The sequence below is a fragment of the Streptomyces sp. NPDC002825 genome, from assembly GCF_040295385.1.
Classification (GTDB): Bacteria; Actinomycetota; Actinomycetes; order Streptomycetales; family Streptomycetaceae; genus Streptomyces.
This window is the reverse complement of sequence record NZ_JBEOVH010000055.1, coordinates 13,196-29,813: the sequence shown is the minus strand read 5'-3', so window position 1 is coordinate 29,813 and position 16,618 is coordinate 13,196. Positions and strand designations below refer to the sequence as shown.

Sequence of the window (16,618 nt, the reverse complement as noted above, 5' to 3'; positions counted from 1 at the left end):
GTACAAGGAGACCGCGCGCGGCGGCCTCGCGGTCAACATCATCGAGTGCTGAACCCGTTCAACCGCAACGGCCGGCCCCGGGGGTCTCCCCCGGGGCCGGCCGTTTCCTCACCGTCCGGGCGGACGGGTCAGGGCTTGGCTCAGGCCTTGCTGTAGTGCCCCCAGAACTCGTCCCAGGACAGCACGCCGTCACCGTTGTCGTCGCGCTGCTTGATGAGCACCTCGGCGACCGTCTCGGTGACGTTGAAGTCGCCCAGCTCCGCCATGACGTGCTTGTACTCCGCGGCCGTGATGAAGCCGTCGCCGTCCACGTCGAACTTGTTGAATGCCGTGCGTGCCGAGTCGATGTCCGCCACTGCGTCCGCCCCTTCTTGGTGCTTGTCTGACGGAGGTCAGATTAGCTCTCCCGTCTCCTGTCGGATGATGGGGGCATGAGCGACGACGTGGCACGGATCCTGGCGGCGGCGGCACACGGGGAGTTCCCGCCCCCGGACGGTTCGACGACGGTGGTGCCGCAGCCCGGCCCCCGGGACGCGGGGGTGCTGGCCTTCACGGCGCACTCGGTGGTCTTCACGGACGCCGACCCGGAGTGGGTGCTGGACGCGCTGGCGGCCACGTCGAGCGATCCGCTCGCGGCGAGCATGAACCCGGCGTTCCTGCTCGCGCTGATGGCCCGCACCGGCCGTCACATGAACACGATCGACCTGCTCACGGTGGCCGATGCTCTGCCGGGCCCGCCCCCGCTGGAGCTCCGCGAGATCGACGACCCGACGCATCCCCGGGTGGCGCGGGCGCTGAAGTTCCGGGACGACGTCCGGGTGTGGGCCGCCGACGGCGGTGTCCTCGTCCTGGGCCGGGGTGTCGCGGGTCGCTGGGAGGCGGCGATCGAGGTGGACGAGGACGTACGCCACAAGGGCCTGGGACGGGCCCTGGCGACCGCCGCCCGCCACCTCACCCCGGGCGAGGTGGTCTGGGCCCAGCAGGCGCCGGGCAACGCGCGCAGCGTCCGCGTCTTCCAGGCGGCGGGCTACCGCCCGGTGGCCTCGGAGGCGCTTCTGATCGCCGGCTGAGCCGCCCGCCGCCCGGCCGAGCACGGGCCGCTACCGGAAGATCCCGGTGTGCCCGAGCGAGTAGCGGCCCGGCTGCGGGTACACGGCGAGTCCGTGCGGGCCGCTGCCGACGGGGATGCGGGCGAGCTGCTTGCCGGTGGCGGTGTCGAGCGCGTAGACCTCGGAGTCGTAGCGTCCGGAGAGCCACAGGACCTTGCCGTCGGCGGAGACGCCGCCCATGTCGGGGGAGCCGCCGTCCGGGAGCCGCCACTTCTTGGTGAGCCTGTTCTGCTCGAAGTCGAAGACCGAGACCGTGCCCTCGCCGCGGTTGGAGACGTACATCTCGCGGGAGTCCCGGCTGATGTAGAGGCCGTGGCAGCCCTTGCCGGTGGGGAGCAGGCTGGGGGTGGTGAACTTCTCGCCGTCCAGGACCCACATGCCGTGGGCCATCATGTCGGCGATGTAGAAGGTCTTGCCGTCGGGGGAGATCTTCACGTCCTGCGGCATGGCGCCGTCGAAGGGCAGCTTCTGCTGGCCGATCACCTCCATCTTCTCGGTGTCGACCTTGAGGAGTTCGCCGGAGAACTCGCAGGAGACGACGAAGTAGCGTCCGTCGGCGGAGAAGTCGGCGTGGTTGACGCCGTAGCAGCTGACCGGGACGGACTTCTTCCGCTCCATGGTGTGCGGGTCGCGGAAGACGAGTTCGCGGTCGAGCGAGGCCATCACGACGGCGTACTTGCCGTCGGGCGTGAAGTAGAGGTTGTACGGGTCGTGGACCTCGACGGGCTTGCCGGCGACGCCGGTGGCCGGGTCGATGGGGGTGAGGGTGTGGCCCCGGTTGTTGTTGACCCAGAGGGTCTTCAGGTCCCAGGAGGGGACGACGTGCTGGGGCTGGACGCCGACCGGGATGGTCTCGACGACCTGGTAGGTGGTGGGGTCGATGACGGAGACGGTGTTGGAGTTGGTGTTGGGGACGTAGACCCGGGAGGGGAAGTTCCGTACCACCGGGGAGAGCCGGTTCGGCCGGTCGGCGGCGTAGACGTCGTGCGCGTCGAGCAGGGGCGGCATGCCGGGGAGTCCGGTGGGGGCGGCGGCCGGCTTGGGTACGGCGGGGGCGGCGGCCTTCTTCACGGGGGCGGCGCCCTCGGGGTGGTTCGCGCTGCCGCAGCCGACGAGGCCGACGAGGAGGGCGGCGGCGATCAGGATCCTGGATCTCTTGTCGAGGTGTGCCATCAGCTCAGCAGCTCCGTGGTGGTGACCGCGCTCAGGCCGCGGCGGTCGAGGTCGGCGAGGAGGACGGGCAGCGCGGCGGCGGTGTCGGGGTAGCCGAAGTGCAGGCTGACGACGGAGCCGGCCTGGACCGCCCCGGTGACGTTGCGGACGACGGCCGCGGCGCCGGGCGAGGTGAAGTCGAGCGAGTCGACCTCGTACGAGAGGGCGTGCGGGTATCCGGCGCGCCGGGCGGCGCGCAGGACGTGGGGGGCGGCGTTGCGGGTGCGGGAGGGGCGGAACCAGGTGCCGACGGAGCCGGTGAGCCGGCGCAGCCGTCCGGCGCAGGCCTCGATCTCGGCGAGGGCCTCGGCCTCGGTCATGGTGTTGATGTCGATGTGGCGCTGGGTGTGGTTGCCGAGGTCGTGGCCGCCGTCGAGGACGCGGCGGGCCAGGGCGGGGTGCTCGTCGAGCCAGCTGCCGACGGCGAGGACGGTGACGCGGGCGCCTGCCTGCTCGGCCTGGGTGAGGAGCCGCCGGGCGAGCTCGGGGTCGCCCTGGCCGTGGAAGGTGAGGGCGACCCGGGGCCGGTCGCGGGGGCCGTGGGCGATCTCGTCGGGCTGTCCGGGGAAGCGGCGGGGTGCCGGGGCGGCGACGGGCGCGGGGGCGGGGCGACGCGCAGCGGCGGCGGGGGCGGGGCGGGGTCCCGTGCCGCAGGCGGTGGCGAGGGCTCCCGCGAGGACGGCGGCCGCGCCCGTCCGGAGGGCTCCTCGGCGGTCGGTCGGCTTCACGCGACCATTCAAGAGGGATGTCGCCGGATTGGTCACGATTAGGCCAATTCAGGACGTTTGGGGGCGCGTGCCAGGCGTCCACCATGCGGACGATCCCGAGAAACAACCGATGAACCGCATAGCCATTCACTGTTTACAAGGTGAGTGCCGCATGTCACCAACGATTCACCATTGAACTGTCCGCTTTTGACCCGGCTTGCCCCACTAGGGACTTTTGGCGGCAAGGCCCCCCGTCTGCCATAGTCGGAGACACGACCCCCATTGACCCGGGCCAGGTCGACATAGCGGCGCCGTGGATACACCCCCCCGTCCACGGCGCACCACACGGAAGCCCCCACGCACCCCACCACGGCGCACGGGGGCTTCCGTACGTTCCCGTGCAGGTCTCAGGGGCGGTCGGCGACCCGCATCTCGAACCAGGTCGTCTTGCCGCGCGGCGCCAGATCCACGCCCCAGCGGTCGGCGAGCTTGTCGACGAGGAAGAGCCCGCGGCCGCTGACGTCGAGCTCGTGCACCGGCATCAGACAGGGCAGCCCGCGCGAGGGATCACGCACCTCGATGCGGATCCAGCCGCGGCGCCGCTGTAACCGCAGCGCGAAGACCCGGGCCCCGGTGTGCCGGACGGCGTTCCCCACGAGCTCCGAGACGAGCAGCACCGCGTGCTCGGCGATCGTCGGGCCGAGCGCCCACTGCCGCAGTACGACGTGCTGGGTGAGCCTGCGGGCCACCCACGCGGACTCGGGGCGGGACGGCAGCCGGACATCCTCCTCGGCCGGATTGCCGTACAACTCCACTGCCTCGGCGGCCTGTTCGTCCTCCGCGGCCGGTGACCACCGCGGTGCGGCGGCGCTCGCGCGCTGCCTCGGTTGTTCCCTACCCTCCAGGCCCGCCATGCCCCCCATCATGGCCGTACGGAGCCCTCCGCGGGGGCCGTTCCGACGGAATCGGCCCCCGCTCGTGAAGGATCGTCAGGCGAACTTCGCCTTTCCGGGGCCCTCCTCGACGAAGGAGCGCATGCCGGTCTCCCGGTCCTCGGTGGCGAACAGGCCCGCGAACCAGTTCCGCTCGATGGCGAGACCGGTGTCGATGTCGGCCTCCAGACCCTGGTCGATCGCCTCCTTCGCGGCCCGCAGGGCGACGGCCGGGCCCTGCGCCAGCTTCGCGGCCCAGGCGTGCGCCTGCTCGTACACCTCGGCGGCCGGGACGACCCGGTCGACCAGACCGAGCGTCAGGGCCTCGTCGGCCTTCACCATCCGGCCGGTGAAGATGAGGTCCTTGGCCTTGGAGGGGCCGACGAGCCGGGACAGCCGCTGGGTGCCGCCCGCGCCGGGGATGAGGCCGAGCAGGATCTCGGGCTGGCCCAGCTTCGCGTTGTCGGCGGCGATCCGGTAGTCGGCGCAGAGCGCGAGCTCGCAGCCGCCGCCCAGGGCGTAGCCGGTGATCGCGGCGACGACCGGCTTGGGGATGCGGGCGACGGCGGTGAAGGAGTCCTGGAGGGCGCGCGACCGCTTGACCATGGCCACGTGGTCCATGACCTGCATCTCCTTGATGTCCGCGCCGGCCGCGAACACCTTCTCGCCGCCGTAGAGGACCACGGCCCGCACGTCGTCGCGGTCGGTCGCCTCCTGGGCCAGCTCGCGCAGCCGGTCCTGGGTGGCGATGTCCAGGGCGTTCATCGGGGGGCGGTCGAGGCGGATCGTGCCGACGCCTTCGGCGACTTCGAGGTTCACAGTCATGGAAGGAAGGTTAGTGGCCGTTAACGACAAGGGGCCCGGTGCTGTTGCTCACAGCACCGGGCCCGCTCGCGGGAGTTCTACGGGGGATCTAGGCGATCCACTCCGACCAGTCCATGTTCCAGCCGTTGAGGCCGTTCTCCGGAGTGATCTGCTTGTCCTTGGAGTTCTTCACGATGACGACGTCGCCGATGATCGAGCGGTCGTAGAACCAGGCGGCCGGCGTCGAGCTGTCGCCCGCGCCCCGCGCGTCCTCCAGGCCGACGCAGCCGTGGCTGACGTTGCTGGAGCCGAAGGTGGAGGACGGCGCCCAGTAGTTGCCGTGGACGAAGGTGCCCGAGTTGGACAGGCGCATCGCGTGCGGCACGTCCTTGATGTCGTACTCGCCGCCGAAGCCGACCGTGGCCCCGTTCATGCGGGTCACCTTGTACTTCTCGCTGATGACCATCTGACCGTTGTACGTGGTCGTGGACGGCGCGCCCGCGGTGATCGGCAGGGTCTTGATGATCTGGCCGTCCCGCTCGACCTTCATCGTCTTGGCGCTCGCGTCGACGGTGGAGACCTGACGGCGGCCGATGGTGAAGGAGATCGACTTCTTCTGCTTGCCGTAGACGCCCGGGCGGCCCTCGACGCCGTCCAGGTTCAGCTCGACCGTCACCTTGGTGCCGGCGGCCCAGTAGTCCTTCGGGCGGAAGTCGAGGCGGTCGTTGCCGAACCAGTGGCCCTCGATCTGGACGGCCGGGACGGCCGTCACCTTGATGGCCTTCTCGACGGCCTCGGGGGCGGTGATGCCCCGGCTGAAGTTGATGGAGACCGGCATGCCGACGCCGACGGTGGAACCGTCCTCGGGCGTGTACTGGCCGATGAAGGTGTTCTTCGGGACCAGGGTGGTGAAGGTGGTGTCCTTCGCCGACTCACGGCCGTCCGCGTCCTTCGCGATCGCGTGGACCTTGTACTGCGTGGCCGCCGCCAGGTGCGCGGTCGGCGACCAGCTGGAGCCGTCGGCGGCGATCTTGCCCTCGACCTCGGCGCCCTTGGAGTCGGCGACCGTGACCGTGGTCAGCTTGCCCTGCGACGCGGTGACCTTGAGGGCCCCGCTGGTGGCGACCGAGTCGGCACCGTCCTTCGGAAGGATCGTCACGACCGCCTGGGAGGCCGCGTTCTCCTGCTTGCCGCCGCCCTGGGCGGCGGGTCCCTGTCCCCCCGCACCGCCACCGGTGGCGGTCTCACCGCCGCCGCAGGCGGTCAGGACCAGGAGCAGCGCCCCCGCTGCCAGCGCCTGGAGCCTGACGCCCCCGCGCCGGCGTCCCCGCGCCGTCGCCCCCGATATCGGCTGACCGTTCACTGTGGTCGTCTCCCCTCGCACGGCCTGGCAATGCCACGGCCCCACCCCCGTGCGCATCCACTCGCGCACACAGCGCTAGATAATCACACCGCAGGACACGAAAGTTCCTCGTGAATGTCACCGTTCAGTCCCAGTCGGCGTGCTACGGGGGAGGGAGGGTCACGACAGGGCGGAACCGGCCTTCCACTCGCTCCACTCCAGGTTCCATCCGCCCAGACCGTTGTCGGGAGCGACCTCCTTGTCGCGCGAGTTCACCACCTCCACCACGTCCCCGATGAGCGTCCGGTCGAAGAACCAGCCCGCGGGCGAGTCCGCGCTGCCGCCCTTCTCGTCCCTCAGCCCCACACAGCCGTGACTCACGTTCGCGGAGCCGAAGGTGGAGGCGTCGGCCCAGTAGTTGCCGTGCAGGAACGTCCCCGAGTCGGTCAGACGCATCGCGTGCGGCACGTCCTTGATGTCGTACTCGCCGCCGAAGCCGACCGTCCTGCCGTCCATCCGCGTCACGTCGTACAGCTCGGTGACGACCATCTTCCCGTTGTACGTGGTGGTCTTCGGGGCGCCCGCGGTGACCGGCACCGTGGCGAGGACCTCGCCGTCCCTGCGTACCACCATGGTGTGCGCGGCCGCGTCGACCAGGGAGACCTGCGAACGCCCCACGGTGAAGCCGACGGTCCTGCGCTGGATGCCGTACACCCCGGGCGCCCCCTCGACGTCCCGCAGCCCCAGCTCGACCGTGACCTTCGTGCCGGGCCGCCAGTACGCGGCGGGCCGGAAGTCGAGCCGCTCCTTGCCGAACCAGTGGCCGACGACCTCCACCGGCGGCTCCGAGGTGACGCGGATGGCCCGCTCGACCGCGGCCCGGTTCTCGATCGGCATGTTGAAGCCGAAGGAGACGATCATGCCGGTGCCGACCGTGGAACGGTTCTCCGGTTTGAAATAGCCGATGAAACGGGACTCGGGGACCACGGTGGTGAAGGTGGTGTGCCGGGCCGAGCGCCGCCCGTGCGCGTCCAGCGCGACCGCGTCCACGCTGTACTTGGCGGCCAGCGCGAGCCGGGTGTCCGGCCGGGGCCGCCAGCGCAGCCCGTCCGCCGAGATCTCCCCCGCGACCGCGGCCCGCCGGCCGTCCTCGACCTGGACGACCGTCACCCGTTCGAGCCGGCCGCTGTCCACCTCCACCTCGACGGGCCCGCCGGCCGGCACCGCCCGGCTGCCGTCCTCCGGACTCACCCGGATGACGTCTCCCGGCGCCCGCGCCTTCCCCGGCAGGCTGACGTCGATGCCGCCACCGCCGTCCGCTCCGCTGCAGCCCGCAAGCCCCGCCATCAGTCCCGCCACCACGAGGGCGCGCCTCGCCCGCTTCCATACACACGTCACGCCCGGCCCAACGACGGCCACCCTCCAGGGGAAACGTGCGTGCGGGTCATGTTGGGAGCACGGCCGTGCGGGCAGAACAGGGGGAGAACCACGCGCGGGAGCGACGGCCGGGACGCCGCCGCTCCCCCGGGTGCGGGCCCGACGAGCCGCGGGAGGCCGGGACGGTGGCGAGCGCAGCCGAGCAGGAGGCGGTACCGGAGCATGCCCTGGAGCGGGCCGCGCCACCGGTGTGGCCGGGGGCGCCGACCCCCCTGGGGGCCCGCTGCCGGGTCGGCCCCGACGGGGTGACGGGCACCAACTTCGCCCTGTGGGCGGGCGGGGCGGAGGCCGTGGAGCTGTGCCTCTTCGCCGCCGACGGGACCGAGACACGGCTCCCGCTGACCGAGCTGACCCACGAGATCTGGCACGGCTTCGTGCCCGGCGTCGGCCCCGGACAGCGGTACGGCTACCGGGTGCACGGCCGCTGGGACCCGTGGACGGGCGCCCGCTGGAACCCGGCGAAACTGCTCCTCGACCCGTACGCGAGGGCCGTCGACGGCGACTTCGCGCTGCCCCCCGAGGTGTACGGACACGTCCGGGACTGGCCGCAGCAGCACGTGGCCGACACCGTCCGCGACGAGCGGGACTCCGCCCCGTACGTCCCCAAGGGGGTCGTCGTCCATGACGACGACGACTGGTCCGACGACCGCAGGCCCAAGACGCCCTGGCAGGACTCCGTCATCTACGAACTGCACGTCAAGGGCTTCACGAAACAGCACCCCGGCATCCCCGAGCACCTGCGGGGCACGTACGCGGGCCTCGCCCACCCGGCGGCGATCGACCATCTGGTACGCCTCGGGGTCACGGCCGTCGAACTGCTCCCGGTGCACCAGTTCGCCCACGAGGACCACCTCCTCCGCCGCGGCCTGCGCAACTACTGGGGCTACAACTCCGTCGGCTACTTCGCCCCGCACGCCGGCTACTCCTCCTCGGGAACGGCCGGGCAGCAGGTCGGCGAGTTCAAGCGGATGGTGCGGGCGCTGCACGCGGCGGGGATCGAGGTCATCCTCGACGTGGTCTACAACCACACGGCGGAAGCGGGCGAACTGGGCCCGACGCTCTCCCTGAAGGGCATCGACAACCGCGGCTACTACCGCCTCCAGTCCGACGCCCGCCGGTACGCGGACTACACGGGCTGCGGCAACACGCTGCACGTCGTCCAGCCGCAGGTGCTGCGCCTCATCACCGACTCCCTGCGCTACTGGGTCACGGAGATGGGCGTCGACGGCTTCCGCTTCGACCTGGCGGCGGCGCTGGCCCGCTCGATGCACGACGTCGACATGCTGTCCCCGTTCCTGGCGGTGATCGCCCAGGACCCGGTCCTGCGCCGGGTCAAGCTCATCGCCGAACCCTGGGACGTGGGCAACGGCGGCTACCAGGTCGGCGCCTTCCCGCCCCTCTGGACCGAGTGGAACGACCGCTACCGGGACGCCGTACGGGACTTCTGGCGCGGGGCGCTCCCGGACGTCCGGGACCTCGGCTACCGGCTGTCCGGCTCCAGCGACCTGTACGCGTGGGGCGGGCGGCGCCCGTACGCCTCGGTCAACTTCGTCACGGCCCACGACGGCTTCACGCTGCGCGACCTGGTGACGTACGAACGCAAGCACAACGAGGCGAACGGCGAGGGCAACCGGGACGGCACGCACGACAACCGCTCGTGGAACTGCGGGACGGAGGGCGAGACGGACGACCCCGCCGTCAACGCGCTGCGCCTGCGCCAGCAGCGCAACCTCCTCACCACGCTCCTGCTCTCCACCGGGGTCCCGATGCTCGTCGCGGGCGACGAGATGGGCCGGACGCAGGGCGGCAACAACAACGCGTACTGCCAGGACAACGAGCTGGGCTGGCTGGACTGGACCCTCCCGGAAGACCCGGGCCGCGAGGGCCTCCTCGCCCTCACCCGCCGCCTCCTCGCCCTCCGCAACCGCCACCCGGTCCTGCGCCGCCGGGCCTTCTTCTCCGGCCGGCCGCAGGGCGCGGACGGGCTGCGGGACCTGGCCTGGTTCACCGCCGGGGGCACGGAGATGACGGAACGGGACTGGTACGCGCCGACGGCGACGCTCGGGCTTTACCTGTCGGGCCGCGACATCCCGGGGCGGGACGCGCGCGGCGAACAGATCACCGACGACAGCTTCCTCGCCGTCCTGCACGCCGGGCCCCGGCCCCTGGACTTCCGCCTGCCGGGACCGCCGTGGGCGGCGACGTACGAACTCCTGGTGGACACGGCGGCGGAGAACCAGTCGGCCGCCCCGGGCACCCGGCACGAGGGCGGCACGACCCTCACGGTGGCCCCCCGCTCCGTGGTCCTGCTGCGGGTCGGGGGGTGAGGGTCAGCGCAGGCTGACGTAGCAGGTGTAGTCGCCGCTGACGGTGGAGTCGGCGCCGGTGTACTCGTAGCTGATGCTCGTGCCGCCGTAGACCTGGAACGAGCCCGCGGGCCGGGCCCCGGAGGTCCACGCGGCGGGAGCCGAGCGGTAGCGGGACCGGCACTTCTCGCCGGCCGCCGCCTCGCCCACGCCCTGCGGATCGCCCTGGACCGTCTTGTCGACCCGGGCGTGACCGAAGACGCGCAGGTCCGCGTCCTTGCCGCAGGGCACCGGCAGGATCCGGGTCATGGACCCCAGGCCGGTGTCCTCGGAGGCGCAGGCGCCCGGCTTCAGCGCGTCCACGGTGGTCGTGGTCTTCTCGGCGTCCTGGGACGGCTCGCCGGCGGGCACGGGCGGCACCTTCGTGCTCCCGTGGCCGGCCAGGACGTAGTCCGCGCGCAGCGAGGTGACGCCGACGAGGACGCCCTCGGCGTGCAGGCCTCCGAGGGCCGGGGCGAAGTCGGCCTGGGCCCGGACCAGGCGCCCGTCCTTGTCCAGCTCCACCGTCAGCGGCACCTTGTCGTCGGAGCGCGCGTAGTTCAGGTGGAACGCGATCTCGTTCGGCAGGGCCTCGGACGCGGTCCGGGCGTAGATCTTCAGCTCGTAACGGCGGCCGCCGGCGGCGGTCCGCTCCGGGCTCCGCTCCGCACTCGCGTGGTGCACCACCTCGGCCAGCGTCCGGCCCCAGGGGGCCGCCTCACCCGCGTACTCCAGGAAGCCGGAGACGGTGTCGGTGAACTCCTTGGACCCGGAGGCGGAGTAGCGCAGCCAGGTGCCGCGCGGGGTCCGGTAGCTGATGGTGTTCTCCTCGACCGCGTACCGCTCGCGGGCGTCGACGCCCGGAGCGCGGCCGAGGTCCTCGGTCGCCGCCTTCTCAGGGAAGCGGCGCGGGACGACGACGGACCGCTCGACGCGGGCGGTGTCCTTCGCGTAGTCGAGGACGCCCGTGGTCCGCTCGACGGCGTCGCCTCCGGCCGACCCGTAGGTGACGGTGGCGGTGAAGCGGGCCGAGCCGCTCGCGGCGGTCGCCCGGGACGCGGCGCCCAGCTGGGCGCTCAGCCGCTCCTCGAAGACCGGCTTGCCGGTCGGCGAGGCCGCCTTCGCCGCCGGCTCCCCGGCCGGTTGCGCCGTCTGGCAACCGACGGCCGCGAGGAGCAGCGGCAGCGTGACGGCCGCCGTGCGGAGTCCTCTGGAATGCCTCATCGTCGTTCTCCCACCCCTGGTCGTTCTTCAGGGCAGGGATCCTACGGAGCAGCTCGCTCCGGATGACCGGCGGGCCGCCCGACCGCTGCCGGGGGACGGCACGGGCCGCCAAGGCCGCTACCCCGGTGACGACACGGGCCGCCCGGCCGCTGCCCGGGGACGACACGGGCCGCCAAGGCCGCTACCCCGGGGACGAACACGGGCCGCCCGGCCACTGCCCGGTGACGACACGGGCCGCCCGGCCGCTGCCCGGGGACGACACGGGCCGCCCGGCCGCTGCCCGGGGACGGCCGAAAACCGGATGAGGCGCGTCAGTGGTGAACCGTATGGTCGGACCTGATGCCCGAGAAACCGCTGCCCCCGTCCTCCGACCGCTCGACGGTCCGCGTCCTGCTCCGCCTCTGGCCGTACGTGAGGCCCGTGCGGGGGCGGCTCTTCACGGCCGCGTTCGTCGCGATCGTCGCCTCCTGTCTGTCGCTCGTCATCCCCCTCGTCCTCAAGTGGCTCGTGGACGGCCCCATCACCGACCGCGACCCCGAGGGCGTCTGGCTGGGCGCGCTGTACCTCCTTCTGCTGGGCATCGCCGAGGCCGTCCTCTTCGGCTTCCGCCGCTGGCTGGTGGCCCGCCCGCTGTCGAACGTCGAGGCACGGATGCGCGCCGACCTGTACGGCAGACTCCAGCGCCTCCCGATCGCGTTCCACGACCGCTGGCCCTCGGGACAGCTCCTCTCGCGCGGGACGACGGACCTGATGCTGGTCCGGATGTTCCTGGCCTTCCCGCTGACCTTCCTCCTGGTCAACGGCGTCACGATCCTCGCCGGTTACGTCCTCCTCCTCGGCCAGGACTGGTCCCTCGGCCTGGTGCTGCTGACGCCCGTGCTCCCCCTCGTCCTGGTCTCCAGCCTGTTCGAGCGCCGGTACGGGAAGGTGGCGCGCACGGCCCAGGACCAGGTCGGCGACCTGACGACGGTCGTCGAGGAGAGCGTCCTCGGCATCCGGATCGTGAAGGGCTTCGGCCGGCACCGCAGCCAGGCGAGGGCGTTCCGCGAACTCGCCGAGCACCTCCGCGGTACGGAACTGGCCAAGGCCCGCCTCCTGGCCATGATCTGGGCGGTCATCACCGTCCTGCCGGAACTGGCCATCGGGGCGGCCCTCGTGCTGGGCACGGTGCAGGTCGCGGACGGGAACCTCTCCGCCGGCACCCTGGTCGCGTTCCTGTCGACGGCGCTGGCGCTGCGCTGGCCGGTGGAGTCGATCGGCTTCCTGCTCGCGATGAGCAAGGAGGCGGCGACGGCGACGGAGCGGTACTTCGAGGTGATGGACGCGCCGGAGGAGACGGAGACGAGCGGCGACACCACCGGCGGCCACACCCCGGACGGGGTCCGCTTCGAGAACGTCACCTTCCGCTACCCGGACGCCCCCGACGAGACGCCCCCCGTCCTGGACGGCGTCGACCTCCACATCCGGCCGGGCGAGACGATGGCCCTGGTGGGCGGCACGGGCTCCGGCAAGACCACGCTCACCGCCCTCGTACCACGGCTGCACGAGGCGACGACGGGCCGCATCCTCCTGGACGGCGAGGACATCGCCCTCATGGAGCGGCGGAAACTGCGCTCCCTGGTGTCGATGGCGTTCGAGGAGCCGACCCTGTTCTCGGCGAGCGTCGGCGAGAACGTCCTGATGGGCGCGGAGGAGGCGGGCGACCCGGAACTGCGGCGCGCCCTGGGCGTCGCCCAGGCGGACGGCTTCGTCGACCGGCTCCCGGACGGCACGGCGACCCAGGTCGGCGAGCAGGGCCTCAGCCTGTCGGGCGGCCAGCGGCAGCGACTGGCCCTGGCCCGCGCGGTGGTGGGCAGGCCCCGGTTCCTGGTCCTGGACGACCCGCTGTCGGCGCTCGACGTCCACACGGAGGCCCGGGTCGAGGCGGCCCTGCGGGAGGTCCTCAGGGAGACGACGGCCCTGGTCGTGGCGCACCGCCCGTCGACGGTGATGCTCGCCGACCGGGTCGCGCTGCTCTCACGGGGCAGGATCGCGGCCGTGGGCACCCATCAGGAGTTGCTGCGCAGCAGCGCCGAGTACGCCTGGCTGATGTCCGGGGAAGGGACCGAGAACCGATGACGACGACGGACGACCCCTTCGACCAGGACGACCTCCCGGCTCCCGAGGGGGCGACGGGGAAGCTCCTCCGCTCCCTCCTCACCGCCCACCGCACCCGTGTCGCGCTGCTGGCCCTGACCCTCCTGGTCAGGGAGGCGGCACTGCAGGCGGGCCCGCTCCTGGTCGCGTACGCGATCGACCGAGGGGTCCCGGCCTTCCGCGAGGGGGACCACGGCCCGGTGATCGCCGTGGCGCTCGGCTACCTCTTCTGCGCGTCCCTCTCGGGCGCCCTGCAGTACGGGTTCGTACGGGGCGCGGCGAGGATCAACCAGGACGTCCTCCTGGACCTCCGGGGCCGCATCTTCCGCCACGCCCAACTCCTCAGCGTCGACTTCCACGAGCGCTACACCTCGGGCCGCCTCATCTCCCGCTCGACCACGGACGTCGAATCGCTGCGCGAACTCCTCTCGGAGGGCCTCCAGGAACTGATCGGCGTCGTCCTCTCCTTCGCGTCGATCTCCCTGGTCCTCCTCTGGCTGGACTGGGGCATCGGAGCGGTGGCGGTGGCCTCCTTCCTCCCTCTCTCCCTCCTCATCCGCCTCTACCGGACCCGGGCGGGCAGGGTGTACGCGGAACGCTCCACGGCCATCGCGGGCGTGATCGTGAAGTTCGCGGAGACGATGAACGGCATCCGCCCGGTCCGCGCGTTCCGCCGCGAACGGGCGAACGACGCCGAGTTCGGGACGCTCAACCACCGCCACGAACGCAGCAACGGCGACGCCCTCCTGGAGATGGCCCGCTACGTGGTCGGTTCGCGCCTGGTGGCGAACACGGCGGTGGCCGGCATGTGCCTGTGGGGCGCGTACCGGGTGGCGGCGGGAACACTGGAACTCGGCGTCCTGGCGGCGGCGGTGCTCTACATGCGCCGCCTGTACGACCCGATCGACCGCCTGGGCATGTTCCTGAACTCGTACGAGTCGGCGGCGGCGTCCCTCACGAAGATCGCCGGCCTCCTGGCCCAGGAGCCGGGAGTCCCGGAGACGACAACGCCCAAGGAACTGCCACCGAGGTCGGACGGCCGCGACATCACCTTCGAACGGGTCAACTTCGCCTACCGGACGGGCGGCGAGATCCTCCCCGCCTTCGACCTGACGATCCCCGCGGGCCAGACAGTGGCAGTGGTGGGCGCGACGGGCGCGGGCAAATCGACGCTCGCCAAACTCCTGGCCCGCTTCTACGACCCCACGGAAGGCCACGTACGGCTGGACGGCGTGGACCTGCGCGACCTCACCACCCCCGACCTGCGCCGCAACGTCGTCATGGTCACCCAGGAGGCGTTCCTCTTCTCCGGCACGGTCGCGGACAACATCGCGATCGGCCGCCCGGAGGCGACCCGGACCGAGATCGAGGAAGCGGCCAAGTCCATCGGAGCGCACGACTTCATCAGCGCCCTCCCGGAGGGCTACGACACGGACGTCCGCAAGCGAGGCGGCCGGATCTCGGCCGGCCAGCGCCAGCTGGTCGCCTTCGCCCGCGCCCTGCTCGCGGACCCGGCGGTCCTGATCCTGGACGAGGCGACGAGCTCCCTGGACGTACCGGGCGAACGCGCGGTGCAACAGGCCATGGACACGGTCCTCGCGGGCCGCACGGCCGTCGTGATCGCCCACCGCCTCTCCACGGTGGAGGTGGCGGACCGGGTGCTGGTGATGGAGCGGGGCCGCATCGTCGAGGACGGCCACCCGAAGGCCCTGGTGACGGGCCGGGGCCACTACGCGGGCCTGCACCAGGCGTGGCGGGAGAGCCTGGTGGGCTGAGGGAAAGGGGCCGTCAGACATAAGTGGGGGACGACCCCCGTCAGGCGGTCCGCCTTCGGAGCAGCACCACGGACAGCACGGCAGCGAAGAGCATCAACAGAGCAGCGCCCAGGGCAGCACCGGACATCGCCTCGACGAAGGCGCCCCGCGCGGCCTCGACGACACCGGGCGCGGCCGACAGCGCACCCCCCAGCGTCTCCCGAGCGGCGTCCGGGGCCGAGACGGGCATCGCGGCGCTGTACACGGCGGCCCCGACCGCCCCGAGGACGGCCATCCCCAGCGCCCCGCCCAGCTCGGACCCGGATTCGAGGACGGCGGCGGCGGCACCGGCCCGCTCGGGCGGCGCGGCGCCGAGGGCGAGCTCGTTGGCGAGGGTCATGGAGGCGACGAGCCCGCCGGCGTAGACGGCGCTGCCGACGAGCACGACCCAGAAGGGCGTGCCGCGTTCGATGAAAGCAAGCCATCCGAACCCGGCGGCGGACACGAGGAACCCGCCACCCATGACGTACGCGTGGTCGACCCGCTGGGCGAGCACGGCGGCGAGGGGCGCGGCGGCCATGACGCCCCCGGTGGGTACGAGGCTCCACAGGGCCGCCTCGAGCGGGCTCTGTCCGAGCACGGACTGCAGGTACTGGGTGAGGAAGACGGCGAACCCCACGGTGGCGGCCATGGCGAGCAGATTGACGACGAGGGAGCCGCCGTACGCGGGGGTCCGGACGAGCCTCAGGTCGACCATGGGGTGGTCGAGCCTTGCCTGCCGGCGGACGAAGACGAGCCCGAGGAGGAGCCCGGCGACGACCGAGAGCGCGGGCAGCGGCGCCCAGCCGTCCTTGGCGAGTTCCTTGAGGCCGTGGATGACGGGCAGCAGGGCGAGGAGCGAGAGGACGCCGCTGACGACGTCGAACCGCCCACCGTCCGCGGCACCCTTGGAGTCGGAGACGAGCACCGGCGCGAGGACGAGGAGGAGGGCCATCGCGGGCAGGTTGATGAGAAAGACGGACCCCCACCAGAAGTGTTCGAGGAGCGCGCCGCTGACGACGGGCCCGAGGGAGATGCCGCCGGCCATGACGGTGGTCCAGAGGGTGACGGCCTTGGCGCGCTGGGCCGGGTCCTGGAAGAGGGTGCGGATCAGGCCGAGGGTGGACGGCATGAGGCAGGCGCCGGCGACGCCGAGGAGGGCGCGGGCGCCGATGAGGGCGCCGGGGCTGTGGGCGTAGGCGGCGGCCCCGGAGGCGGCGCCGAAGAGCCCGGCGCCGAGGAGGAGGAGCTTGCGGCGCCCGACGCGGTCGCCGAGGGAGCCCATGGTGACGAGGAGCCCGGCGAGCACGAAGCCGTACATGTCGAGGATCCACAGCTGCTGGGTGGCCCCGGGCCGGAGGTCGGCGGCGATGGAGGGGATGGCGAAGTAGAGGACGGAGACGTCCATGGAGACGAGGAGGAGAGGGAGCATCAGAACGCCGAGGGCGGTCCATTCACGCCGTCCGGCACGGACGGGTTCTGCCGCCGTGGAAGGGCCTGCGATGAGGGTCATGGCAGCAGGGAAGCAACGCGGGGCGTACGACGCCACGAACGCCCTAGTGCACGCACGGCCATCC

13 protein-coding genes are annotated in these 16,618 nt (G+C 72.2%); 4 read left to right on the top strand and 9 right to left on the bottom strand.

The annotated features are described in order from the left end of the window. Positions 1-140: 140 nt before the first annotated feature. Positions 141-356 carry an EF-hand domain-containing protein gene (locus ABT041_RS37855; RefSeq protein ID WP_351193413.1) on the bottom strand — a complete coding sequence of 72 codons (216 nt, stop codon included), beginning with the start codon at positions 354-356 and terminating at the stop codon, positions 141-143. Between the two features lie 75 nt (positions 357-431). Between ABT041_RS37855 and ABT041_RS37850 the strand changes: the two genes are divergently transcribed. Beyond that, entirely contained in the window at positions 432-1,070 is a 639-nt protein-coding gene (locus ABT041_RS37850; protein ID WP_351193410.1) for a GNAT family N-acetyltransferase, read from the top strand. 30 nt (positions 1,071-1,100) lie between these two features. Here the strand turns inward: ABT041_RS37850 and ABT041_RS37845 are convergent, their stop codons facing one another. The 6 genes from ABT041_RS37845 to ABT041_RS37820 form a co-directional block, all read right to left on the bottom strand. After that, positions 1,101-2,282, bottom strand: a complete 1,182-nt coding sequence (locus ABT041_RS37845) for a YncE family protein (RefSeq protein WP_351193407.1) — start codon at positions 2,280-2,282, stop codon at positions 1,101-1,103. Continuing rightward, entirely contained in the window at positions 2,282-3,049 is a 768-nt protein-coding gene (locus ABT041_RS37840; protein ID WP_351193405.1) for a polysaccharide deacetylase family protein, read from the bottom strand. Before ABT041_RS37840 ends, ABT041_RS37845 begins: the two co-directional genes overlap by 1 nt. Positions 3,050-3,435: 386 nt before the next feature. Then, on the bottom strand, positions 3,436-3,942 hold the full coding sequence (locus ABT041_RS37835; protein WP_351193403.1) for an ATP-binding protein: 507 nt from the start codon (positions 3,940-3,942) through the stop codon (positions 3,436-3,438). Positions 3,943-4,017: 75 nt separating this feature from the next. Beyond that, complete coding sequence (locus ABT041_RS37830; protein ID WP_351193400.1) at positions 4,018-4,785, bottom strand: enoyl-CoA hydratase/isomerase family protein; 768 nt, start codon at positions 4,783-4,785, stop codon at positions 4,018-4,020. Between the two features lie 88 nt (positions 4,786-4,873). Next, positions 4,874-6,127 carry a L,D-transpeptidase gene (locus tag ABT041_RS37825; protein ID WP_351193397.1) on the bottom strand — a complete coding sequence of 418 codons (1,254 nt, stop codon included), beginning with the start codon at positions 6,125-6,127 and terminating at the stop codon, positions 4,874-4,876. 159 nt (positions 6,128-6,286) lie between these two features. Next, positions 6,287-7,453, bottom strand: a complete 1,167-nt coding sequence (locus ABT041_RS37820) for a L,D-transpeptidase (protein ID WP_351193394.1) — start codon at positions 7,451-7,453, stop codon at positions 6,287-6,289. A 215-nt stretch (positions 7,454-7,668) separates the two neighbouring features. On the opposite strand from ABT041_RS37820, the gene glgX reads away from it, so the two are divergent. Beyond that, a complete protein-coding gene (gene glgX / locus ABT041_RS37815) occupies positions 7,669-9,870 on the top strand; it encodes a glycogen debranching protein GlgX (protein WP_351193391.1) in 2,202 nt (733 codons plus the stop codon). A 3-nt stretch (positions 9,871-9,873) separates the two neighbouring features. On the opposite strand, the gene ABT041_RS37810 is transcribed toward glgX, so the two are convergent. Next, on the bottom strand, positions 9,874-11,112 hold the full coding sequence (locus tag ABT041_RS37810) for a hypothetical protein (protein ID WP_351193389.1): 1,239 nt from the start codon (positions 11,110-11,112) through the stop codon (positions 9,874-9,876). Positions 11,113-11,451: 339 nt separating this feature from the next. Between ABT041_RS37810 and ABT041_RS37805 the strand changes: the two genes are divergently transcribed. Then, positions 11,452-13,230 (top strand): ABC transporter ATP-binding protein, encoded by a 1,779-nt coding sequence (locus ABT041_RS37805; protein WP_351193387.1) that lies wholly within the window; start codon positions 11,452-11,454, stop codon positions 13,228-13,230. Next, complete coding sequence (locus ABT041_RS37800; RefSeq protein ID WP_351193385.1) at positions 13,227-15,023, top strand: ABC transporter ATP-binding protein; 1,797 nt, start codon at positions 13,227-13,229, stop codon at positions 15,021-15,023. The genes ABT041_RS37805 and ABT041_RS37800 overlap by 4 nt, the downstream gene beginning before the upstream one ends. Positions 15,024-15,063: 40 nt before the next feature. Here the strand turns inward: ABT041_RS37800 and ABT041_RS37795 are convergent, their stop codons facing one another. Further along, entirely contained in the window at positions 15,064-16,554 is a 1,491-nt protein-coding gene (locus ABT041_RS37795; protein ID WP_351193383.1) for an MFS transporter, read from the bottom strand. Between the last annotated feature and the right edge of the window lie 64 nt (positions 16,555-16,618).